This is a genomic window from Amycolatopsis sp. SB7-3 (genome assembly GCF_041021335.1).
Taxonomy (GTDB): domain Bacteria; phylum Actinomycetota; class Actinomycetes; order Mycobacteriales; family Pseudonocardiaceae; genus Amycolatopsis; species Amycolatopsis japonica.
In genome coordinates this window covers 1,506,663-1,528,366 of sequence record NZ_JBFPJQ010000001.1, presented here as the reverse complement: position 1 = coordinate 1,528,366, position 21,704 = coordinate 1,506,663, and the positions used below count along the sequence as shown (strand labels likewise).

At 69.3% G+C, this 21,704-nt stretch carries 20 protein-coding genes; 8 read left to right on the top strand and 12 right to left on the bottom strand.

Annotation, left to right across the window (positions count from 1 at the left end; all coding sequences use genetic code 11):
* Positions 1 to 91: 91 nt before the first annotated feature.
* Positions 92 to 478: a cold-shock protein gene (locus AB8M46_RS07445; protein WP_016337551.1), complete on the top strand. Its 387-nt coding sequence runs from the start codon at positions 92 to 94 to the stop codon at positions 476 to 478.
* A gap of 123 nt (positions 479 to 601) precedes the next feature.
* Here the strand turns inward: AB8M46_RS07445 and AB8M46_RS07440 are convergent, their stop codons facing one another.
* From AB8M46_RS07440 to AB8M46_RS07430, 3 genes are read right to left on the bottom strand one after another with little or no spacing between them, the layout of a single operon-like run.
* The gene (locus tag AB8M46_RS07440) at positions 602 to 1,066 is read right to left on the bottom strand and encodes a DUF2771 family protein (RefSeq protein ID WP_052120336.1); all 465 of its coding nucleotides are present in this window, start codon (positions 1,064 to 1,066) and stop codon (positions 602 to 604) included.
* A gap of 28 nt (positions 1,067 to 1,094) precedes the next feature.
* Entirely contained in the window at positions 1,095 to 3,023 is a 1,929-nt protein-coding gene (locus tag AB8M46_RS07435; RefSeq protein WP_394359912.1) for an MFS transporter, read from the bottom strand.
* A gap of 51 nt (positions 3,024 to 3,074) precedes the next feature.
* Complete coding sequence (locus AB8M46_RS07430) at positions 3,075 to 3,839, bottom strand: glutaminyl-peptide cyclotransferase (RefSeq protein ID WP_394359911.1); 765 nt, start codon at positions 3,837 to 3,839, stop codon at positions 3,075 to 3,077.
* A gap of 49 nt (positions 3,840 to 3,888) precedes the next feature.
* Between AB8M46_RS07430 and AB8M46_RS07425 the strand changes: the two genes are divergently transcribed.
* Positions 3,889 to 4,836, top strand: a complete 948-nt coding sequence (locus AB8M46_RS07425; protein WP_378427427.1) for a DUF3027 domain-containing protein — start codon at positions 3,889 to 3,891, stop codon at positions 4,834 to 4,836.
* The gene (locus AB8M46_RS07420; RefSeq protein ID WP_394359910.1) at positions 4,826 to 7,633 is read left to right on the top strand and encodes a sacsin N-terminal ATP-binding-like domain-containing protein; all 2,808 of its coding nucleotides are present in this window, start codon (positions 4,826 to 4,828) and stop codon (positions 7,631 to 7,633) included. Before AB8M46_RS07425 ends, AB8M46_RS07420 begins: the two co-directional genes overlap by 11 nt.
* A 27-nt stretch (positions 7,634 to 7,660) precedes the next feature.
* On the opposite strand, the gene AB8M46_RS07415 is transcribed toward AB8M46_RS07420, so the two are convergent.
* Positions 7,661 to 7,888: a DUF2530 domain-containing protein gene (locus AB8M46_RS07415; protein WP_037335676.1), complete on the bottom strand. Its 228-nt coding sequence runs from the start codon at positions 7,886 to 7,888 to the stop codon at positions 7,661 to 7,663.
* An 80-nt stretch (positions 7,889 to 7,968) separates the two neighbouring features.
* On the opposite strand from AB8M46_RS07415, the gene AB8M46_RS07410 reads away from it, so the two are divergent.
* The 4 genes from AB8M46_RS07410 (at position 7,969) to AB8M46_RS07395 (ending at position 11,705) form a co-directional block, all read left to right on the top strand.
* Positions 7,969 to 9,426, top strand: a complete 1,458-nt coding sequence (locus AB8M46_RS07410) for an NCS2 family permease (protein ID WP_037335679.1) — start codon at positions 7,969 to 7,971, stop codon at positions 9,424 to 9,426.
* Positions 9,427 to 9,493: 67 nt separating this feature from the next.
* Complete coding sequence (locus AB8M46_RS07405) at positions 9,494 to 9,925, top strand: MarR family winged helix-turn-helix transcriptional regulator (protein ID WP_016337543.1); 432 nt, start codon at positions 9,494 to 9,496, stop codon at positions 9,923 to 9,925.
* A gap of 107 nt (positions 9,926 to 10,032) precedes the next feature.
* The gene (locus tag AB8M46_RS07400; RefSeq protein ID WP_037335683.1) at positions 10,033 to 11,292 is read left to right on the top strand and encodes an MFS transporter; all 1,260 of its coding nucleotides are present in this window, start codon (positions 10,033 to 10,035) and stop codon (positions 11,290 to 11,292) included.
* Positions 11,289 to 11,705, top strand: coding sequence for a hypothetical protein (locus AB8M46_RS07395; protein ID WP_394359909.1), 417 nt, complete (start codon positions 11,289 to 11,291; stop codon positions 11,703 to 11,705). The genes AB8M46_RS07400 and AB8M46_RS07395 overlap by 4 nt, the downstream gene beginning before the upstream one ends.
* Here the strand turns inward: AB8M46_RS07395 and AB8M46_RS07390 are convergent.
* Positions 11,702 to 12,715, bottom strand: a complete 1,014-nt coding sequence (locus AB8M46_RS07390; RefSeq protein ID WP_394359908.1) for a hypothetical protein — start codon at positions 12,713 to 12,715, stop codon at positions 11,702 to 11,704. The genes AB8M46_RS07395 and AB8M46_RS07390 overlap by 4 nt on opposite strands.
* 215 nt (positions 12,716 to 12,930) lie before the next feature.
* Between AB8M46_RS07390 and AB8M46_RS07385 the strand changes: the two genes are divergently transcribed.
* Positions 12,931 to 13,413 (top strand): hypothetical protein, encoded by a 483-nt coding sequence (locus AB8M46_RS07385; RefSeq protein WP_394359907.1) that lies wholly within the window; start codon positions 12,931 to 12,933, stop codon positions 13,411 to 13,413.
* A 451-nt stretch (positions 13,414 to 13,864) separates the two neighbouring features.
* Here the strand turns inward: AB8M46_RS07385 and AB8M46_RS07380 are convergent, their stop codons facing one another.
* The 7 genes from AB8M46_RS07380 to AB8M46_RS07350 all read right to left on the bottom strand — a co-directional run bounded on the left by AB8M46_RS07380 (position 13,865) and on the right by AB8M46_RS07350 (position 21,578).
* Positions 13,865 to 14,704 (bottom strand): SDR family NAD(P)-dependent oxidoreductase, encoded by an 840-nt coding sequence (locus tag AB8M46_RS07380; RefSeq protein WP_394359906.1) that lies wholly within the window; start codon positions 14,702 to 14,704, stop codon positions 13,865 to 13,867.
* 203 nt (positions 14,705 to 14,907) lie between these two features.
* Entirely contained in the window at positions 14,908 to 15,672 is a 765-nt protein-coding gene (locus AB8M46_RS07375; RefSeq protein WP_394359905.1) for an arylamine N-acetyltransferase, read from the bottom strand.
* 91 nt (positions 15,673 to 15,763) lie between these two features.
* Entirely contained in the window at positions 15,764 to 16,387 is a 624-nt protein-coding gene (locus AB8M46_RS07370; protein WP_016337537.1) for a superoxide dismutase, read from the bottom strand.
* 198 nt (positions 16,388 to 16,585) lie between these two features.
* A complete protein-coding gene (locus AB8M46_RS07365; RefSeq protein ID WP_394359904.1) occupies positions 16,586 to 18,445 on the bottom strand; it encodes a serine hydrolase domain-containing protein in 1,860 nt (619 codons plus the stop codon).
* Positions 18,446 to 18,541: 96 nt separating this feature from the next.
* Positions 18,542 to 19,210 carry a heme oxygenase (biliverdin-producing) gene (locus AB8M46_RS07360; RefSeq protein WP_394359903.1) on the bottom strand — a complete coding sequence of 223 codons (669 nt, stop codon included), beginning with the start codon at positions 19,208 to 19,210 and terminating at the stop codon, positions 18,542 to 18,544.
* A gap of 79 nt (positions 19,211 to 19,289) precedes the next feature.
* Positions 19,290 to 19,877: a TetR/AcrR family transcriptional regulator gene (locus AB8M46_RS07355; protein ID WP_037348068.1), complete on the bottom strand. Its 588-nt coding sequence runs from the start codon at positions 19,875 to 19,877 to the stop codon at positions 19,290 to 19,292.
* A gap of 201 nt (positions 19,878 to 20,078) precedes the next feature.
* Positions 20,079 to 21,578, bottom strand: coding sequence for a glutamate-cysteine ligase family protein (locus tag AB8M46_RS07350; protein ID WP_037348067.1), 1,500 nt, complete (start codon positions 21,576 to 21,578; stop codon positions 20,079 to 20,081).
* Between the last annotated feature and the right edge of the window lie 126 nt (positions 21,579 to 21,704).

Here is a 21,704-nt window from a genome sequence, read left to right as displayed (position 1 = left end):
CTGTGGCGAGATACGCTTATGGGACGCGCGCCCTGGGTACGCCCCCGGGCGCGTTCGTTGTGAGCGGGACAGCAAAGGATTGGTGAGGGAAGTGCCGACCGGCAAGGTCAAGTGGTACGACGCGGAGAAGGGTTTCGGTTTCGTCACCCAGGATGGGGGCGCCGACGTCTACATCCGCAAAGCCGCGCTGCCGCAGGGCGTCGAAGGGCTCAAGGCCGGGCAGCGCCTCGAGTTCGGTGTCGCCGACGGCCGCCGCGGCCCGCAAGCGCTCTCCGTCCGGCTGCTGGATCCGCCGCCTTCGGTCGCCGAGGCGCGCCGCCGCCCCGCCGAGGAGCTGCACGGGCTCATCGAGGACATGATCAAGCTGCTCGAACTCAAGGTGCAGCCGGATCTGCGGCGCAACCGCTACCCGGACCGCAAGAACACCAAGCAGATCGCCGAGATCATGCGCGCGGTCGCGCGGGACCTCGATCCCTGATCGGCGCTCCCCACCCTCATCGCGCGTGAAGGCCCCCTTCCCTCGGCTCAGTCGAGGGAAGGGGGCCTTCACGCGCAATCAGCTCAGGACGCCGCGCGGTGGTAGCAAAGGTCCCTTGCTCCCTCAGGCGGCCGGCGGCTCGACCTGCAACGACCAGATGGCCGTCGTGACCGCCTCGGCGTCCTCCGGCCGTCCGGTCCGGCTGAGCACCGAAGCCTGCGCGACCTCGACGACGAGGATCTGGTCGTCGGGCCGCGGCGTCGTCACGGTGTAGGCGAACCGGTCCAGCGACGTGATGATGTCCTGCTTGAGCTCCTGCGGCTCGCCCTGGCCGTTCACGTACTGCACCGTGACCTTCCACGGCGTTTCCGCGATCGCGCTCGGCACCGAGATCTGCACCGGCTTCCCCGGCCGGATCCGCAGTTTGCCCGCGGCGTCGGGCCTGGTGGTGCACTGGGCGGTCTTGATGTCGCACGACGCCAGCGGGCCGACGTTCACCGTCTTGCCGTCGGCGAAGAAGGTCACCTCTTCGGGGCCGGGGGCCGCGCAACCGGCCACCACGAAACCACCCGCCGCGAGCAGGGCCAAAATACGAAGTCGCCGCATACGGTGAAGATTACGAGCCCGGCCGCCACCGGGAGTCACCGGGCTGCGAGGGGACCGGCGTTTCGCTGGTCGGCTCCGGGCGCAGCGGCCGGTCGCCGCCGAGACCCGGGATCAGCGAGGTCCCGCGCCGGACCATGAACGTCTGCGTGAACCCGACGGCCAGCAGGATCGACAGCACCAGGAAGCCGATCCAGTACGTCGGCGGCAGCAGCAGGCCGACGGCGCCGCCGAAGCACCAGGACATCTGCAGCACGGTCTCCGACCGCCCGAACGCCGAGGCGCGCGACTCCTCCGGCAGGTCTTCCTGAATGACGGCGTCGAGGCTGATCTTCGCCAGCGCGCTCGCGGTCGCGCCGACGAGCGCCACGATCGCCGCCGTCGCCAGTCCGGCCGCCACGGTGGCGATGATCGCGATGCCGAGACAGGCTCCGACACAGGCCAGGATCACCTGATCCGGTTTGCCGAAGTGCAGCCGCGAACCCAGCGCGTTGCCGAGGAAACCACCCACGCCCGCCGCGGCGCCGATGATGCCGAGCAGCAGCAACTGGTCGAACGGGCTCTGCCCGCTGCCTTCTGCCTGCGCCTTCACCGCGAACGCGGAGAACATCATCAGGAATCCGGTCAGCACACGGACGGTGCCGTTGCCCCACAACGAGACGACGATCTGCCGCCCCATCGGCTGCCGCTGCTTCTTGACCCGCCGCTCGGGATGCGCGGACAGCGACGCCGGCACCTCGCCCTCGGTCTTCTCGACCCAGGACGGGATGCGCATCGACTGCACCGCGGCGGCGACGCAGATCAGCATGGTGAACCACAACGCGCCCTGCGAACCCCAGATCGCGTTGACCCCGCTCGCGAGCGCGCCGAACGCGCCGGCCGCGACCAGGCCGAACACGGTCAGCCGCGCGTTGGTCTTGGAGAGCGTGATGTCGGGCGGCAGCACCCGTGGGGTCACCGCGGCCTTGAGCACGGTGAACGACTTCGAGAGCACCATCATGCCCAGCGCCGCCGGGTACAGGAGCCAGTCGTCGAAGTGCAGCGCCATCACGATCGCCATCAGCGCCTGCCCCGCCGAGGACACGCACATCGCCAGCCGCCGTCCGCGCTGGATCTTGTCCAGCGCCGGGCCGATCACCGGCGCGACCAGCGCGAACGGGGCGATGGTGATGAGCAGGTAGAGCGCGACCTTGCCCTTGCTCTCCCCGCTGGTGGCGGCGAAGAACAAGGTGTTCGCCAGTGCGATCGCCATCGCGGCGTCGCTGGCGTAGTTCAGCATCACCGCGTACGTCAGCGAAGTGAGGCCCGACTTGTCGGCGCCGTCCGCCTTCGTCGCGCGCTGGAACGCGCCGACGGCCTGCCCGGTGAGCTGACGGCTGCGCATCGCCGCGACCCGGGTGACCGTGATCTTCTTCGGCATCTTCGGCAGAGAGCCGGCGCGTGGCGGGACCGCGGTCGTCGGATGCTCGTGCGGCGGCTCCGGCACCTCACGCGGCTCGCCCGCGTAACCGCCGGTGTCGTAGTGCTCGTACTCGCCGCTTCCCGGCGGGTGCTCGTCGTAGAACCCGCCCGGACGACGCCGGACGGGTTCGGTCTGCCGGTGCGAAGGATCCGGGTACGGCCGCGCGCCACGAGGAGGCGTCCTCGGCGGCGGGGGCGGCGGTGGCTGGTGGTGTCCCATCGGGATCGCGCCGGTGCGCGCCTCGTCGGCGGTGGGTCCGGCCGGATGCGGCTGGTACTGGGGGTGGGGGCGGGCCGCGCGCGGCGGCGGGGGCGGCACCGGCTGCTGATCGACCCTGGTCGGCGGCGGTGCGGACCAGCTGCGTGCCTGGGCGGCGCCGGGCTCCGGCGTCCACTTCCGCTTGCTCTTGCGGCCACGCTCCTTGCCCGACCGGCCGGAACGCGTGCCGTCGGGTCCAGAGTTCGAGCCGAAGATTCCCACGCTTCAATCCTGCCTTACGCGGGACTCGCTTCGCGCGTTCACCACTGCTTTCTAGGGGGTCGGGACGAATTTCACGCGGAACATCTTGGGCCAGAGCTTGCCCGTGATCAGGAATTCGTCGGTCCCGGGCACCGCCGCGATGCCGTTGAGCACGTCCGCGGAACCACGCTCGGCCTGGTCGAGCAACCCGGAAGCGTCGATTTCGCCGGTGACCCGCCCGGTCGCGGCGTCGATCCGCAGGATCCGGTCGGTCTGCCAGACGTTCGCGTACACGGAGTCGCCGACGCATTCCAGCTCGTTCAGCTGGTCACGGCCGACATCGACACCGCCAGTCGGCGCGAAGGACACTGGGTCGCGGAAGGTCAGCTTCGACGAGCCGTCGCTCATCACCAGCCGCCCGTCGTGATGGCAAAGGCCCCAGCCCTCGCCGGTGTAGGTCACCCGCCTCAGCTCGGCCAGCGTCTTGGCGTCCCGTTCGATCGCGACGCCGTCCTTCCAGGTGATCTGCCAGGCCGTCGCCCCGAGCACGGTGATGCCCTCGCCGAACAGACCGGGCAGTTCCTGCCGGACCGCCGGCGCCGCACCCGCGGGCCCGGCCCGCATCGACGACTTCCCGACCAGGCCGGTGCCCTCGTACAGCGTCTCGCCGGAGAACTCGAGGCCCTGGGTGAAGGCGCCCGGATCGTGGGGCAACGTCGAGAGCACCCGCACCTTCAGTTTCTCGGGCGCGGGCGGCGCGGCGTCGCTCACCGGCGCGGCGGCGCAGCCACCGAGGACGGCGGCCAGCAGGAGCGAGGTGGTCATCAGCGTGCGCACGCGGACAGCCTGACATGGACCGCGATATCGCGTGCGGCAGAATGGGGGCATGACCCTGCTGTTGACCCTGGACGACGGCTCCATCCAGCGCAAACTCGCCGAGGCGGTCGATCTGGCCCGCGCGGCGGTGCTGGAGGACGCCGGTGCCGAACAGGTCGGCGCGCACGTCGGCGTGGACCGGGAGGACGCGGTCTCCGCGAGCCACCTGTTCGAGGCGACCGTGACGGGGTATCGAGGCTGGCGCTGGTCGGTGACGGTCGCGCTCGCCGGTGAGGACGAGCCGATCACGGTCAGCGAGGTCGTGCTGATCCCCGGTCCGGACGCGCGTGTCGCCCCGGCGTGGGTGCCGTGGGACCGCCGGGTGCAGGCGGGCGACCTCGGCGTCGGCGACATCTTCCCGGTGGAGAAGGACGACCCGCGGCTCGCCCCGGCGTATCTGGAGTCCGACGACCCCGCGGTCGAGGCGGTCGCCAAGGAGATCGGGCTCGGCCGGGTCCACGTGCTGTCCCGGCACGGCAGGCTCGACGCCGCCGCCCGCTGGCACAGTGGCGAGTTCGGCCCGCGGTCGGACATGGCGCGCAGCGCGCCGGACGTCTGCGGGAGCTGCGGGTTCTTCGTGCCGCTCGCCGGGTCGCTCAGCGCGGCCTTCGGCGCGTGCACCAACGACATCTCCCCGGCGGACGGCCACGTCGTCGACGTCGAGTACGGCTGCGGCGCGCACTCCGAGATCGAGGTCGAGGTGACCTCGTCGGTGCCGGTGGCGGAACTGGTCTACGACGACTCGCTGATGGACTTCGAGCCCGCTCCGGAGACGCCGGCCGAGGCTCCCGAACCCGAGCCCGCCGAAGCCACGGTCGTCGACGAGTCCGAGGCCCCGGTGGCCGAGGCGCCCGAGACCGCCGAGGTCCAGCCGGAGGTCGAACCCGAGGCCGCCGAGCCGGTCGCGGAAACCGCCGACGAAGCGCAGGTCGAAGCCGAAAGCGCCAGTGAGCACTGACCCGTTCGGCACCGAGCGGCTCCGCGCCGCCGTCCTGCGGGCGTGGGCCGATTCGCCGACGCGGTTCACCGAGGACACGAACACCGAGAACGACCTGCGAGTCGGCGGCTATCGTGACCGGCTGTTCGTCGAGCTGGCGCAGAACGCCGCCGACGCCGCCCTGGCCGCCGGTGATCGCGGCACGCTCCGGGTGTCCGTTGTGGACGGTGAGCTGAGGTTCGCCAACACAGGTGCGCCCCTGGACGCACGCGGCGTCGAATCCCTTGCCTCCCTTCGCGCTTCCGGCAAGGGGGAGGAGACCGTCGGCCGGTTCGGCGTCGGATTCGCCGCCGTGCTCACGGTTTCCGCCGAGCCGAGGATCGTTTCGGTGACCGGTGGGGTCGCGTTCTCCGCGGAACGCACGCGGGCCGAAGCCGATCGCACCGGCGACGTTCCCGTGCTGAGGCTGCCGTGGCCGGTCGCCGCCGACGAGCCTCCCGTGCCCGAGGGTTTCGCCACCGAAGTCCGCCTTCCGCTGCGCGAAGGCGTCGATGTCCGGGCCCTGCTGGCGGATCTGAAGAACGACATCGGTGATCTCCTGCTCACCTTGCCCTGGCTGGAAAGCGTCGAGGTCGAAGGCGGTGTCTGGCGCCGCTCCGATCTCGGTGACGGCGTCGTCGAGCTCGCGTCGCCGGACGGTTCCGAGCACTGGCAGGTGCATCGCGGCGAGGTCGTCTGGGCTGTCCCGCTCGACGGATCCGGTTCGCCCCGGCCGCTCGGCGACGATGTCCTGCACGCGCCGACCCCCACGGACGACGAGCTTTCCCTGCCCGCCAGGCTGATCGCGACGCTTCCCATCGAGCCGTCCCGGCGCCGCGCGCTGCCGGGTCCGGAGCTGACCGCCGCGTTGAAGAACGCCGCCCTGGAGTACGTCGATCTCGTCTGTTCCTTGCCGGGCAAGGAACGTCTGGCGCTCGTGCCCGGCGCCGGCTTCCCGCGTTCCACTGTGGACGGAACGCTGCGCGAGGCCATCCTGGAGAATCTCACCGACTCGCCTTGGCTTCCCGCGCAGCAGGATGACGATCTGCCGGGGCGTCAGGCGCGTGTCCTTTCGGTGGACGTGCCGGGATTGGCGCCGCTGCTGGCCGATCTCGTACCCGGACTGATTTCACTGTCCGGTGTGGACCTTCGCGCGGTCGGCGCGCGGTCGCTTTCGCCCGCCGAAGCCATCGAACTGCTGACCGGGGCCCAGCGCGAGCCCTCGTGGTGGCGTTCGCTCTACGACGTGCTGCTCCCGGCGCTCGAAGCACACGACCTCACCAAGGACGATCTCGGCGCGCTGCCGGTGCCGATGTCCGACGGCCGCACCTTGCCCGGCGTCCGCGACGCGCTGCTCGTCGGCGGCTCGGCGGAACTGCTCGAACTTCTGTCCGATGTGGACATCATCGGCCTGCGGCTGGTGCATCCGGCCGCCGCGCATCCGTTGCTGGAACGCTTGGGTGCCAAGCACGCCGAGGCGAGCGACCTGCTGGAAGCCGACGCGCTGAGCGCGGCCGTCGAACGCAGCGTCGAAGACGTCCGGTCCGGTTTGGACGGTATGGCGCTCGCGGGCGCGGTGCTCCGCCTGATCGCCGAGGTCGGCGACGAAGCCCCCGATTGGGCGGGTGCGCTGGCTCTGCCGAGCGAGGACGGCTGGCGTCGCGCGGACGAACTCGTCCTGCCGACGTCACCGCTGGGCGACATCTTCGACCCCGAGGTGTTCGAAGAAGACGGCGCTTTGTCCGTGCTGGACGAGGAATTCGCCGAAGACTGGCCGGTGGCCACGCTCGTCGCGGTCGGTGTGCTCGATTCGTTCGCGATCGTCACCGACGACGAACCCCTCGAACCCGAACACGGGCTGCCCGAGGAACACGAGTGGTGGGACTCCCGGGAACGGCCGCCGTCACGGGTGCTCGCCGTGCGCGACCTCGACCTCGTCGGAGACGACGCCTGGCCGGAGGCGCTGCGCCTGCTCGCGGCGCGTCCCGAGACCTGGCGGGCCCTCACCGAACCCGGCGGGCACACCGGCTGGTGGCTCGCGCGGTACGCGTTGCTGGACGGGCACGCCCCGCTCGACTGGCGGATGCCGGAAGCGTCGGCGCTGGCCGGGCTCTACGACGTCGTCCCGGATTCGGGGCTGAGCAAGGAGATCCTGCTCGCCGCCGGTGTCCGGACGGAGCTGGGCGCGGATGCCGAAGACGTCGAGGATCTCTTGGATCGGCTCGGGGATCCCGAGCGCAAGGTGAGCCCCGGGCTCGCTTCCCGCGCGCACGCGGCCCTCGCCGAGTACACAGTGGACGTTCCCGCGCCGGACCGGGTCCGCGCCGCGGACGGCTCGGCCGTCGATGCTCGCGACGCCGTCGTGCTCGACGTGCCGTGGTTCGCGGCCGTGCTGCCGCCGGAGCGGATGGTCGTCTCGGCGAGCGGCGCCGCCGCGCTGGCGGAACTGCTGGACCTGCCGGTGGCGAGCGGTCTCGACGCCAAGGTCACCGAAGACGGCGAGTACGTGCCGTGGACGGAGCTGTCCGCGCTCCGGCTGGCGGCCGATCAGCTGGGTGTCGAACTGCCCGAGGGTGGCGTGCTGCTGCACGAGGCGCTGACGGTGACCTTCGAGGACGCGGAACACGAGGTCGCCTGGTGGTCCGACGGCAGGCTGCACGCGGCGGATACCCCCGAAGGCCTCGGCCGGGCCTTCGCCTGGGCCACGGACCGATGGGCCGATCGCCACGTCCTGACGGCCCTGCTCGACGACCCCTCGCCCTCGGCCCTCCTGAACTGACCGCGTTTCGTCCTCTGAATGCGGTCCTTAGAGTCTTTGGGCGCTCTTCGAGCCCCGGCGGGCGGCGGCGCGCTGCCAGGCGATGATCGCGAGACCGATGAAGCCGAGCACGACGCCGGAGAACGCCGTCTGCACCCAGATGCCGTCGGTCACAAAGAACAGGACCACGGTCGCGACCGCCCAGAGCGAGGTACCTACGATCACGACCGGCGTCAGGTCGGTCAGCCGCTTCGGCAGCTCCGGCGTTGGCCGCAATGAACCGTTTACTTCCCCGGAATTGATCGATTCGCCCACGTGGGGAAGGGTACCCGGCAACGGGCGAAGGGTGGTACGCGATGGCGGAGCAGCGCACCCGGTCCACACTGGACCGGTTCTTCAAGATCAGCGAGCGCGGCTCGACACCGGGGCGGGAGATCCGCGGCGGGATCGTCACCTTCTTCACGATGGCCTACATCGTGGTGCTGAACCCGCTGATCCTCGGCAGCTTCTCCGCCGAAGACGCGGGCGCGCACAAGGACGTCCTCGGCAACATCCTCCCCGTGCCGCAGGTCGCCGCGGTGACCGCGCTGGTCGCCGGCGTGCTGACGATCATCATGGGCCTGGTCGCGAACTACCCGTTCGCCATCGCCACCGGCCTCGGCATCAACAGCCTGATCGCGGTCACCTTCGCCTCCCAGATGACCTGGCCGGAGGCGATGGGCCTGGTGGTGATCGAAGGCCTGGTCATCGTCCTGCTGGTCTTCGCCGGCATCCGGACGGCGGTGTTCAACGCCGTGCCGCCGCCGCTGAAATCCGCGATCGCGGTCGGCATCGGCCTGTTCATCTGCCTGATCGGCCTGGTCGACGCCGGTTTCGTCCGCCGCGTGCCGGACGACGCGAAGACGACCGTGCCGGTCGGGCTGGGCATCAACGGTTCGATCGCCTCGTGGCCGACGCTGGTGTTCGTCGTCGGTCTGCTGGTCACCGGCATCCTGGTGGCGAAGCGGGTCAAGGGCGCGATCCTGATCGGTGTGCTCGCGTCGACCGTGCTGGCGATCGTCGTCGAGGCGATCACCAAGGTCGGCCCCTCCAAGGGCGTGAACCCGCTGGGCTGGAACCTCGGCTACCCGGCGCTGCCGGATCAGGTCCTGGGCCTGCCGGACCTCTCGCTGGTCGGCGAGATCTCCTTCGGCGCCTGGACGCGGCTGCCGATCATCACCGTCGTGCTGCTGGTGTTCACGCTGGTGCTGGCGGACTTCTTCGACACCATGGGCTCGATGACCGGCCTGGCGAAGGAGGGCGGGCTGCTCCCGGCGGACGGCAAGCTCCCGAACGTCGGCAAGGCGCTGTTCGTCGACGGCACCGCCGCGGTGGCGGGTGGCTTCGCTTCGTCGAGTTCGAACACAGTCTTCGTCGAATCCGCGTCCGGTATCGCCGAGGGCGCCAGGACCGGGCTCGCGAACGTCGTCACCGGCGTGCTGTTCATCGCGGCCATGTTCCTGACCCCGCTCTATCAGGTCGTCCCGGTCGAGGCCGCCGCTCCGGCGCTGGTCGTCGTCGGCGCGCTGATGATGAGTCAGGTCAAGGAGATCGACTTCTCCGACTTCACCGTCGCGCTGCCCGCGTTCCTGACGATCGTGGTCATGCCGTTCACCTACTCGATCGCCAACGGCATCGGCGCCGGCTTCGTCAGCTACGTCGTCATCCGCGCGGTCACCGGCAAGGCCAAGGGTGTGCACCCGCTGATGTGGGGTATCGCGGCGATGTTCGTGGCCTATTTCGCGGTCGGGCCGATCCAGGCCGCGTTCAACTGACCAGCGGTTATGTCATCCGTGGGCGATCTCACGGGCCGATGATCCGATCGTGAGGTATGCTAACTATATGTCCGGAGACACGCACGAGCGCTCACTGGCGAGCCGCCTGCGTCTCGCGGTGGTGCGGCTCAATCGACGGCTACGGGCCCAGCGTGCCGGTGACGGCATCTCGCTGACCCAGGTGTCCGCGTTGTCGACGTTGCACAAATGCGGTGCGCTGACCCCTGGCCAGCTCGCCGCGAAGGAAGGTGTCCAGCCACCTTCGATGACGAGGGTGATCGCCGCGCTCGAGGAGATGGGTTACGTCGAGCGCAGGCCGCATCCGACGGACGGCCGCCAGGCCATCGTCGAACTGTCCGATCGCGGCCGGGCCTACGTGATCGAGCAGATCACCGCGCGGGAGATCTGGCTGGACAAGCAATTGGCGGAGTTGAGCGCCGAAGAACGCGAAGTGCTCTCTCGCGCCTCCGAGATCATCGACAGGATGGCGGGGAACTAACAGCGGTGACGACCACGGGTAGCGAAACACAGTGTCCTTCCAAGACCACCGCTACCCGGGAACCCGCACCACCGCCACCTCCCGCGCGCGAGAAGCCGCGCGGGAGCATGTTCTCCTCGCTGAAGGTCCGCAACTACCGGCTCTTCTTCACCGGCCAGGTCATCTCGAACATCGGCACCTGGATGCAGCGCATCGCGCAGGACTGGCTGGTGTTCACCCTCAGCGGCAACGACCCGATCGCGCTCGGCATCGCGGTCGCGCTGCAGTTCGCGCCGACGCTGTTCCTCTCGCTGTGGGCGGGTGTGCTGGCCGACCGCGTCGACAAACGACGGCTGCTGATCGGTATCCAGATCGCCGTGCTGACGCAGGCGGTGATCCTCGGTGCCCTCGACCTGAGCGGGATCGCGGCGCTCTGGCACGTGTACCTCCTCTGTTTCACCCTCGGCGTGACGGCCTCGCTGGAGGTGCCCGCGCGGCAGTCGTTCGTCGCCGAGATGGTGGGCAGGGACAAGGTCACCAACGCCGTCGCGCTCAACTCGTCGATCTTCAACATGGCCCGGATCGTCGGCCCGGCCATCGCGGGTTTCGCGATCACCTGGGTCGGCACCGGCTGGCTGTTCATGGCGAACGCGGTGAGCACGGGCGCCGTCATCGCCGCGCTGGTGCTGATGAACCCGGACAAGCTCTTTCGCGGCCCGGCCATCCCGCGCGAGAAGGGGCAGCTCGTCGAGGGGCTGCGGTACGTCCGGCGGCGCAGTGACCTGATGACCGTGATGGTGCTGGTGTTCTTCGTGAGCACGTTCGGCATCACGTACTTCACGTCGCTGCCGATCGTCGCCGCCAACGTCTTCCACACCAACGCCGACGGCTACGGCCTGCTGTCGACGCTGGTCGCCGTCGGCACCTTCACCGGCGCGCTGATGTCGGCCCGCCGCAACAGCCGCGGCGGTCCGCGCGTGCGGCTGCTGCTGGTCTCGGCGTTCCTGCTCGGCGCGTTCGAGGTGATCACCGCGTTCATGCCGACGTACCTGACCTTCGGGCTCGCGCTGATCCCGCTCGGCTTCGCCACGATCACCTTCCTGAACACGGCGAACGCGCTCGTGCAGACCGCGGTCAGCCCGGAGATGCGCGGCCGGGTGATGGGCCTGTACGTGCTGGTGCTGATCGGCGGCAACCCCATCGGCGGCCCGATGACGGGCTGGATGGCCGACGCCTTCGGCGGACGCTCGCCGTTCTACATCGGCGGCGCTATCTCGGCGCTCGCCGCGGTGGTGTGTGCCGTCGTGCTGATCCGCCGTGGCGGGGTGAGCCTGCCGGTGCGGCGGTTCGGGAACGGACTGCGCGTGCTGAAGCGGGAGCGGGTGTGAACCGGCTCGGCGTCGAACCGTCGGGGACCGGGTTCCTCGACTGGACGATCGACGGCGTCGCGCTGCGCTCGATGGTTCCCGCTGAGCAGCGGACGCCGTTGTTCCTGGACGACGAGCTGTGGCGGGAGGCGGCGGTCGGTACGCTTCGCCGTCTCCTGGGCCGCCTGCCGGGCGATTTCGACGACGGCCGGGTCGCGCTGCTGGTGTGTCCGCTGTGCGGCGATCTCGGCTGCGGTGCTTACAGCGTCGAGGTCGTCTTCGGTGACGACGTGGTCGAGTGGCGGGCCTTCGGCTGGCAGACCGACTACGAGCCGTTCGACGACCCGGAGGAGTACCGGTTCACCGGCGCCCGCTTCGAGCGGACGGCGTACGAGACGCTGCTCAGCGACCTCTTGTCGAACTACCGCGCCTAACGGCCGAGCAGCGGCGGCACCACCTTCTCGGCGAGTGCCACGAGGTCGCCGGTGCCCTTGAACCTGAGCGTCTGCCCGGCCGGATCGTCGGTGAGCTGCACGACGACGCCTCGTCCGTCGACTTGGGCAGGCAGCCCGGCGACGGTCGTGGTCGGGGCGACGGCGGTGGACAGCTCGCTGTAGTCCGCGGTCACGCCGTTCAACTCGCACGAGGCGAAGAAGTTCGGCTTCGCGGTGTCGGCCGGGACGCCGAGCGCGCGGCCGAGTTCTCCGCACAGCAGCCAGGAGATCACCGGCAGCGGCTTGTCTTTGATCGGGCCGGGTTCGGTCTTCTCCAGCGGGATCTCGCCGTCCTCGCCGATTTTCGGCAACTTCGGTCCCGGCGGCATCGCACCGGCGATCAGTGCTTCGGCGAGCGCCCTCGCCTTCTTCTCGGTTTCCGGGCTCTTCACGGTCCTGCCGCGGATCGAGACGTGCAGCACGGGCGAGGCGCCGTTGTGCGGCGCGACTTCGACGAGTTCGACGCTCAGGCTGGTGCCGTCCTCGTTCGTGGCGATGACCGCGAGCTTGCCCGCGACCGTGGTCCTCGTGGGCAGCCCGCGGCTCGTGTCGTCCGGCAGCGCCGGCGCCATCTGCGCGCTGACGTCGAGCTGCGCGGTGACCGCGTGGCAGGACCGGCCGGCCTCGCGAAGTGTGCGGCCGCCGAGGATCTCCTCCCAGCGCTGCTCCGGGATCGCCTGGCACAGCACCTGCGCGGCGGTTTCGTCCGTCAGCGCGGCCACCATCTCGCCCGTCGGCATCGTGACCGGGCGGAGCGCCTGTCCGGACCTGGACGGCCAAGTCGCGGGGAGCTCGGCTTCGGGCTCGTCGTCCCGGTTCAGCACGGTGATCGCGACGACGATGCCGACGCCGAACAGCAGCAGCGCACTGACCAGCGCGCAGCCCGCCCAGATCCACATCGGACGGTCGGTCTTGCGCGCGATGGCGCGGTAGTCGTTCGGGGTGGCCACGGGGGTGAAGCTAGTCCGTCGGGCGCCCGGTGTCCGGCGAAACGCCCAAAGGCTCGTGAGTGGTAAGGACGGCTAGAACCGTCTTTACCACTCACGAGTCAGGTGCGTTCCCCTCTCGTGGGGGAGTCCGAAGCACCACCGGAGGGAACCGCCGCGAAGCGCGTCCGACGAGGCTTCAAGCTATGGACAGCACAGCGTTTCGCAGCGTTCCAGGCGTGCCCGGATGGGCGAAGTGGTCGGCGCACACCGTCGCACTGGTGAACGTCCCGTCCGGCCTTTGGCGGCTGGGGCTCGCGGTCGGGATCCCGTTCGGGCTGGCTCAGTCCGAATTGGACAGCTTGAACACTCCCGGCTGGGGCTCGCTCTATCTCGTGTTCCTCGCCGTGTTTTCGGAAGCCGTCGCCTTCCTGGCGCTCGGCCTCATCCAGCCGTGGGGCGAGACCTGGCCGAGATGGCTTCCGTTCGTCGGCGGCAAACCCGTTACCGCCCGCAAGGTGGTGGTCGTCTCCTCGCTCGGCGCAGTGGCCACGACGGTCTACGGAGGCTTCTTCGTGTACACGACCTTCATCGGTGAAATGGCGGGCGAGCCCTGGGCGTACTGGCTGGTCGTCGTCCTCTACGCGCCGTTGGTGCTTTGGGGACCGCTGCTCGCGGCGGTGACGTGGCATTACCACCGGCGCCGTTCTCCGGCCTCTTGAGTACGTGGTACCGCACTCCTTCACGAACTTTCGACGAGTAAGTGCATAGGGCTTGCCACCGAGGCCTAGCCCCAGGACTGTCCAAAAAGGACACTAGTCGACATCAAAACGTCTGATTTGGGCACTTTGCGTAGTATTGCCCGAGGGTCGTGAGTGGCGATGGTCGTTCTAACCCTCTTTAGCACTCACGACCCACGCGGGAACCGGACATCATGACGTCAATCGGGCGCACGGTCCGCGCAAGATGTCCGTTGTGGACACAACGCGCCGGGGTCATCCCCGCGAGTCATTCCGGAATCCCGGGTGGCATGGGTTAGAACCCGAAACGCCACTCACGACCACCTGTACCGATCGGCCGCGCTCGCGTGATTGAAGCCGGAACTCGCCGAGTGCGGCCTCCAGTCACGCGAGTCACGCCTGGACGCGGTGGGCTTAGAACCCGAAACGCCACTCACGACCACCTCGCCGACGGAGGCGGTTCCAGCGCCTCCCGCAGCTCGCCGTCCAACGCGTCCGCGATGTCTTCGACGGTCCAGCCGTCCCGGTCCAGCACGGGGTCCTTGATCGCGGTCTGCCGCAGCACGCACAGGATGTCGCCGCGGAACCGGAGGATCTGCCCGGTGACCCCCGCCGACAGATCGCTGAGCAGGTACGTCACCAGCGGCGCCACCCGTTCCGGGGTGTGCTCCGGGGTCTGGACGACGCTCGGATCGTTCCAGGCCATCCGCGTCCAGGCCACCGGCGCGACGGCGTTGACCCGGATGCCGTGTTCGGCCAGGTCCACCGCCCACGAGGCGGTCATGGAGGCGATGGCGCCCTTCGACGCCGAGTACGCGGCCGCGCGCCGCTGGCCGATCATCGAGCCGGAGCCGACGTTCACGATCACGCCACCGCCCTGGGCACGTAGCACCTTCGCCGCTGCGGTCCCGCAGAACAGCGGGCCGAGCACGTTGACCTCGACCACTTCACGCATCCGCGCCGGGTCGGCCGCCCACGGCTCGGCCCGGTAGTTGACGCCGGCGTTGTTGACCAGGCCGTCGAGCCGTCCGAATTCGGCGACGCACCGGTCGATCAGCCCGGCGGCCTGCTCGGCGTCGGCGACCGAACCCTCATGGGAGACGGCCCGCCCGCCCAGCGCACGGATCTCCCGCGCGACCTCGTCCGCGGTCCCCACTTCGACGTCGTTCACCACGACCGCCGCGCCCTGCGAAGCCGCATCGTGCGCGAAAGCCCTGCCCAGGCCCTGTCCGGCGCCGGTGATCACCACGGCCTTGCCGCTAAGAAGACTCATGTCACTCATAAGGGTGAGATCGGCGTCTCTCGACGGAACCCCTTGCCGGAGTAGATGAGGTTAGGCTAACCTCATACACGTCCGCTTCGTGGTGGGAGCGGCAGTCAGTTCGGGAACGGACGAAGCCCCGCAACCGGGTTACCCCCGGAGGTGGGGCTTCGTTCATTCCGGAGGATTCATGGTCGATGACCGCGCCGCTCGGGTCAAGGCACCCGGTCGAGTTCGATCCCGAACTCCTTCCGATAAGCCTCCAGGATCTCCTGGTCACCCGAAAGCCTGGTCTCCGTACGGACGCCGTGGGTGGTGACGATCAGCTTGTCACCCGCCAGGGTGACGCGGCCGTGCTCGGCCGGCAGCGAGCAGGTCGGCCCTCGCGTGAAATGCGAATCCGGCGAGGTCGCCTGCCAGAACGCCGTCGGGACGAACTCGTCCAGCGCCCGCGGCCGCCGCTCGATCCGGTACTGGGGCTTACCGTCCTGGAGGACGTCGATGTCGCCGTATGGCGCGTCGAGCACCAGGAACTCGCCGTCCGGGTCGGCCTGCGCCTCGGTGGCGGACAGCCGCAGCGGGAACCGGCTGAACCGGCCGAAGCCGACGTCCGCCAGCCACGGCTCCTCCAGCTCGACACGGACGACGGCGTGGTCGAACGGCGGCCCGACGGTGCCGTCCGGCCGGAAGACCTTCGCCGCCTGCAGGGTGACGTCGAAGCCCAGCTCGCCCAGCAAGGCGGCGAAGAGCCCGTTCAGCTCGTAACAGAAGCCGCCGCGGCGCCGCCGCACGATCTTGTCGAACAGCGCTTCGGTGTCCAGGACGATCGGTTCGCCGAGGTGGATGCTCAGATTCTCGAACGGCACCACCGCGAGATGGCGCTCCTGCAGCGTCCGCAACGCGGCGACGTCCGCGGTGGCGGGGCGGTCGAGACCGAGCCGGTCGAGACCGAGCCGGTCGAGGTATGCGGCGACGTCCATGCGACCACCTTGACACCTCGACTTCGCTGGAGGTCAAGAAACGAAGAACGGGGCCCTCCTCCGAAGGAGAGCCCCGTTTCGTGGCGAGAAGTCAGCCGAGCAGCAGGCCGTTGCCACCGGCGACGGCGTTGTCGAACCGCTTGGAGATCTCGGCCCAGTTGAAGATGTTCCAGAGCGCCTTGACGTAGTCCGGCTTCACGTTCTTGTAGTCCAGGTAGAACGCGTGCTCCCAGACGTCGACCAGCAGGATCGGCGTGGTCGGGAGGACCAGGTTGTTGTGGTGGTCGCGCAGCTGCTGGGTGATCAGCGTCTTGCCGATCGGGTCCCAGGAGAGCGCGGCCCAGCCGTTGCCCTGGATCGTGGTGGCGACCGCGGTGAACTGCGCCTTGAACTTGTCGAAGGAGCCGAACGCCTCGTCGATCGCGGAGGCCAGCTCGCCGGTCGGCTTGTCGCCGCCTTCCGGGGAGAGGATCTTCCACCACACGACGTGGTTGGCGTGCCCGGCGAGGTGGAACGCCAGCGTGGTCTGCAGGCCGACGATGTCACCGAAGTTGCCGGCCTCGCGGGCCTCGGCGATCTTGTCGAGCGTGTCGTTCGCGCCCTTGACGTAGGTCGCGTGGTGCTTGCTGTGGTGCAGCTCGTTGATCTCGCCCGAGATGTGCGGCGCCAGGGCGCTGTAGTCATAGTCGAGATCGGGGAGCACGTAGCGGGCCATCGGCCCTCCTTCTGTCTTCGACACAAGTTTCCAAGGACGAACTTAGTCGTCTTCACCCGTTTGCGGCGACCGGGGGCGCCGCGTTTCTCCCCAGGTGGAACGACCCGTTCGTAGCGGCTGTACCCGGTGGGGCCACCGCCTGAAACCCACCCTGCTAGCTCCAGTTAGCTGGAGGTCAAGGCGATGTGACGGCGGTCATCAAGCCAGATAGGGCAGTCCCACCAGGTGATAAGAGGCGATGACCCCGAGGAAGGCGAGCAAGGCCACGGAAACCACCGTGTAGGTGATCCTGGCGGGCGTGGTCCACCAGCCGCGGACCCAGGCGAGCACCGCGCAGACGACGACCGCGCCGGTCAGGAGCAGCACAGCGTTCGGCAGGAGCAAGGTGATGCTCAGCAACGGCGAGTGGCCGGACGTCAGCGCCACGGCGGCGGCGCTCAGATCGCTCATGAGCAGGGCGAAACCGGTCGTGAACAGCAGGACGGCCAGCGCCGCGGACCAGGCGGCGACGGTCGCGAACCGGGCTCCCGACGGGTTCCGCTCCCGGCCGCGCCGGACGAGCGCGCGAATCGGCCACCACACCAGCGCGCCCAGCAGGAGCAGCAGCGCGACGCCGAGGATCAGCAGGTGCGTGGACGACGAGCCGAGCCACGACATCCGCTCGTAGGAGGAGTTCGGGTCGTCGCCCGCGAAGAGCAGGACCTCCCCGCCGGACTCGCGGAACGCGATCCGTTCACCGGCGGCGTCGGTGAACAGCCCCGGCGCGGTCTGCGTCCAGCGCCGGGTCCCCTCGCCGAGGCCGGAAGTCGTCAGCACGCCGTCGCCGTCCGAGGTCACCGTGACACCGCCTGCGAGCGCGCGGACCTTCGTGAAGCTGTCGTAGTCCAGCCGGGTGTTGTTATAGCTGCCCTCGAACCTTGAGACGTCACCCGCGAGCTTCACGGGAGCGGGGACGGGCGTGGCGGGCCGCAGCCGTTCGACGAACGCTTTCAGCACCTCGGCGGTCACCGCGGCGGCGTCGCCGGAGAACGCGCCGCCGTTGAACGCCAGGTACACGCCGGTGTTCTTCTCCGGCACGAGTTCCAGCACACTGAAGAACCCCGGTGAGTCACCGGTCTTCTCCACCAGGCGCAGACCGTTCAGATACCGCTCGGAGAAGCCGAAACCCATCGCGGGCAGCCGCGGGTCGTTGCGGAACCGCGCGCCGTGCAGCTGGTCGAGCAGGGGACGGCTGAACGTGCCGGGGACGAGGTTCGCGGACAGGTAGCGGCCCATGTCGGCGGGAGTGGCGACGTTCCCGTCGCCCGCGGGCGGTTCGGGGCCGAAGTTGGCGGGCGGGACGACCTGCGCGGAGCCGTCCCAGCGGTAGCCGGTCGCCAGCGGGACATCGGGCGTGGGCTGGGCGACGCTGCTGTCCTTCATCCCCAACGGTTCGAAGATGTGCTGCCGCACGTAGTCCGAATAGGACTGTCCTGACGCGAGCTCCACGAGATGCCCGGCCAGCGCGTAGCCGTAGTTCGAGTACAGGGCGACCTCGCCGGGCGGGCGGACGCGGGTGGGCATCTCGGCCGCGAGGTGCTCCGCGAGCGTCGGCAGATTCTCTTCCCGTGGCGTGAACATCCGGTACACGCGGTCTTCGAAGCCCGCGGTGTGGGTGAGCAGGGAGTACAGGGTGACCGGGCGGCCGGGGAAGGTTTCGGAGATCTTGAACGCTTTCAGGTACGTGTTGACGTCGGCGTCCAGTGCGAGCTTGCCCTGTTCGACGAGCTGCATCGCGGCCGTCGCGGCGATCGACTTGCCGACGGAGTTGATCAGGAACCCGGTGCGCTCGGGGTCCACCTTGGCCTGAGTGTCCACTGAGGACACGCCGTAACCCTTCGAGAACACGGTCTTCCCGCCCTCGACGACCACCACGGCGGCACCGGGAATGTGGTGCTCGGCAAGGCTTCGCGGGAGGATTTCGTCGAAGACGCCGGCGGGTGTCGCGGCTTGGGCGGCGGGAGCGGTCAGGACCGTCGCGAAGGTCAGCAGGGCGGCGGTGGCCGCGATTCGGAACATACCTGGAAAGTTAGGGATTTCCCCGGGGTGAGGGGATCCGGCGGACCGCCGATCGCGGGGTGGGGCCGGCCCTACCCCGCGACCGGACGCACGAGGTCAGGCGGCCCGGTACTCGTCCAGTTCGCTCGCCAGCTCGTCGAACACCGCGATGTTGCACTCGAAGGCCACGATGGCCTCCTCGATCAGCCGCGCGCGCTCGTCCTCGCTCCACGGCGCGGCGTTCAGCTGTTCGCGGTAGTTGTCCCGGAACTTCGGAGCGCTGCCCAGCTGGTCGAAGTGGTAGAACAGCGAGCCCGCCTCGGTGAGCTCGTACTTGCGCTCCAGCAGCCGACGGATGACCTGACCGCCGGCGATGTCGCCGAGGTAGCGCGTGTAGTGGTGGGCGACGAACCCGCCGGACCAGTCCGACGCCTCGGCCACGCGCCGCGCGTAACGCTCCGTCGAGGGCAGCGGCCGGACGGTTTCGCGCCAGTCCGGGCCGACGAGGTGTTCGAGGTCGCGTTCGAGGCTGGGCAGCCGCCGGAGCTCCTCGAAGACGAACTTGCCCGCCACCGGGTCTTTCGCCAGCTTGTCGGCGGCCTGCTCGATCGCCTGGTAGATGAAGTAGTACTGGATCGCCAGCCGCGTGTACCCGTCGCGCGTGAGCTCGCCGCCGAGCAGCGCGTTCATGTACTCGGAGTGGTTGGCCCGCTCGTGGGCGGGCAGGGTGGAGGCGCGCAGGGCCGCGGAGAACGGCCCGGATTCGACGTCGGTGGTCACCGGCATGGACAGAGCCTCCAAGCATCGATCTGACATGCTGTCAGAAAGAGCGTAAGGCACGATTGCGGGTTAGGCTACCCTAATTTTACCGGTTTTCCGCCATCCCGACCGCTCTGAGCACGAAACGGACCGCTCCCTCGATCGCGTCGTCCAGCCGTTCGGGTGGCACGTCGACCACCTGACGGCTGCCGAGCGCGGCGGTGATCATCGGGATCAGGAGGTCGGGATCCTCGTCCGGCACCCCCTCGGCGAGGATCTCCCGCAGCTGACCGGTGATCGGGTCGGCGTGCGCGCTGATCCGCCGGTACGCGGCGGGCGCCAGCGCCGATGCGAGCGCCGTCCCCGGCGGCAGGTGGTACTCGGCGAGCACCCGCAGCTGGAGCCGGACGAACGTCGAAAGCTTCTCGACCGGGGTGTCGGCCTTCGCGACGGCCGCCGTCAGCCGTTCGACGTACCGCGTCGCCTCGTCCTCGACGAAGGCCACTAGCAGGCTTTCCTTGTCGGGGAAGTGGTTGTACATCGCCGTCCGGCCGAGGCCCGCTTCGGCGGCGACACCGGCGAGCGTGATCGCGTCGAACCCGCGCTCGTACAGCTGGCCGCGCAGGACGTCGAACACCCTGCTGCGGACCTCGCGCCGGTGCTCCTCCAGCGAGCGGCCGATGATCTTGGGCACGAGCCACCTCCCTGGGAGGAAACTCTAAACCCGGTGTCTCAAAGCGCGCTTTCGGATTTCCGTAGCCGGGCCGCGGCGTCAGCTGGTCACTCACCCGGCCGTGACAGCGGCCCACCTCCGCAAATCCGAGGCCTCCGGCCGAAAAGAAACGCGCGCGCGTGTCCTCACGGCCCAGCCGAGCCTCGGTTTGAGAGGCACCCCCTAAGCCTCCAGTGGCCAGGTGTGCACCGGCGTCTCCGTGGCGGACAGCTCCAGATACCGGCCCAGCATCCGGTTCAGCGCGGTCTCCCGTTCGGCGCCGCGCTCCTCAGCGCGCAGGACGTACTCCCGCTGCCACGCCGCGCCGGTCCGCCTGGTGAGACACCGCTGCTCGATGATGCCCAGATAGCGCTCTCTCGCCTCGTCCGAAACGTCCGACCGGCGCAGTCCCTCGTGCGCCAGCGGCAGCAGGACCCGCAGCACGAGCTCGTCCGGCGGGATCCAGCCGATACCCGGCCAGTACAGCTGCGCGTCGAAACCCCGGCGCGCGCCCGCGTACATGTTCTCCTCGGCGGCCTGGAACGACATCTGTGTCCACACTGGACGGTCGGCCTCGGCGAGGGCCCGCTGCGCGCCGTAGAAGAAGGCGGCGTTCGCGACCATGTCGACGACGGTCGGGCCGGCGGGCAGCACCCGGTTCTCCACCCGGAGATGCGGCAGGCCGTCGACGACGTCGTACACCGGCCGGTTCCAGCGCCAGACGGTGCCGTTGTGCATCCGCAGCTCGGTGAGCTTCGGCGCTTGCCCGGAGTCGAGCGCCTCGATCGGATCCTCGCGATCGGTCTCGGGCAGGAGGCCGGGGAAGTATCGGACGTTTTCCTCGAACAGGTCGAAGATCGACGTGATCCACCGCTCGCCGAACCACACCCTCGGCCGCACGCCCTGGTTCTTCAGTTCTTCGGGCCGGGTGTCCGTGGCCTGCAGGAACAGCGGGATCCGGGTCTCGTGCCAGAGCGCCTTGCCGAGCAGGAACGGCGAATTCGCGCCGACGGCGACCTGGACGCCGGCCAGCGCCTGTGCCGCGTTCCAATGCGCCGCGAACTCCTCGGGCGCGACCTGCAGATGCAGCTGGACGGAGGTGCACGCGGCCTCGGGGAGGATCGATTCGGAGTAGCTGCGCAGCCGCTCGGGCTGCCTTCCCGGCAGCGGCGCGCCCTCCATCGACAGGACCGTGCGCTCGCCACGAGCGGCGAAGATCCGGTCATTGAGCAACGAGTAACGGGCGTTGTTGGTGAGCCACTTCTGGTCGAAGTGCTCGTGCCGCAGCGTCGGGAGGATGCCGATCATCGCCAGCGAGGCGCCGGATTCCTCGGCCTTGCGCGACGCGGCGCCCAGATACGCGTTGAGGTCGTCCTCCAGCTGGAGCGCGGATTCGCCGGCCAGCGGCCGCGGCGGCACGTTGAGCTCCAGGTTGTGCTGGCCGAGCTCGGTGGTGAACGACGGGTCGTTCAGTGCCTCGAGCACCGTGGTGTTCGTCATCGACGGGCGCATCTCCGCGTCGACGAGGTTCAGCTCGACCTCGAGCCCGATGTTCTTGCGCGGGAAGGAAAAACTTCCGTCGGTGAGCATACGGGCCAAGGTGTCGAGGCAGCGCTGGACCTTCCGGCGATAGCGGCCGCGATCCTGCGGCTCGGAGGGGTCCGCCGAAAGATTCTTACCCATGTTCGTCGAGCTCCTCATTGGCCACGCTCCGCGGGATCCAGGCGGGACTGCCAGGCGGCCCAACGGTTTCACGCATCGCTGTCGCCCGGCTAGCGGCCAAACTGGTGCTCTCTGTCACTAGGGGTT

Excerpts from the sequence above, each read along its gene's own strand:
- AB8M46_RS07425 (WP_378427427.1), top strand. The coding sequence starts at position 3,889 with ATGACCCTGCTGTTGACCCTGGACGACGGCTCCATCCAGCGCAAACTC.
- AB8M46_RS07410 (WP_037335679.1), top strand. The coding sequence starts at position 7,969 with ATGGCGGAGCAGCGCACCCGGTCCACACTGGACCGGTTCTTCAAGATC.
- AB8M46_RS07405 (WP_016337543.1), top strand. The coding sequence starts at position 9,494 with ATGTCCGGAGACACGCACGAGCGCTCACTGGCGAGCCGCCTGCGTCTC.
- AB8M46_RS07400 (WP_037335683.1), top strand. The coding sequence starts at position 10,033 with ATGTTCTCCTCGCTGAAGGTCCGCAACTACCGGCTCTTCTTCACCGGC.
- AB8M46_RS07380 (WP_394359906.1), bottom strand. The coding sequence starts at position 14,704 with ATGAGTCTTCTTAGCGGCAAGGCCGTGGTGATCACCGGCGCCGGACAG.
- AB8M46_RS07375 (WP_394359905.1), bottom strand. The coding sequence starts at position 15,672 with ATGGACGTCGCCGCATACCTCGACCGGCTCGGTCTCGACCGGCTCGGT.
- AB8M46_RS07370 (WP_016337537.1), bottom strand. The coding sequence starts at position 16,387 with ATGGCCCGCTACGTGCTCCCCGATCTCGACTATGACTACAGCGCCCTG.
- AB8M46_RS07365 (WP_394359904.1), bottom strand. The coding sequence starts at position 18,445 with ATGTTCCGAATCGCGGCCACCGCCGCCCTGCTGACCTTCGCGACGGTC.
- AB8M46_RS07360 (WP_394359903.1), bottom strand. The coding sequence starts at position 19,210 with ATGCCGGTGACCACCGACGTCGAATCCGGGCCGTTCTCCGCGGCCCTG.
- AB8M46_RS07350 (WP_037348067.1), bottom strand. The coding sequence starts at position 21,578 with ATGGGTAAGAATCTTTCGGCGGACCCCTCCGAGCCGCAGGATCGCGGC.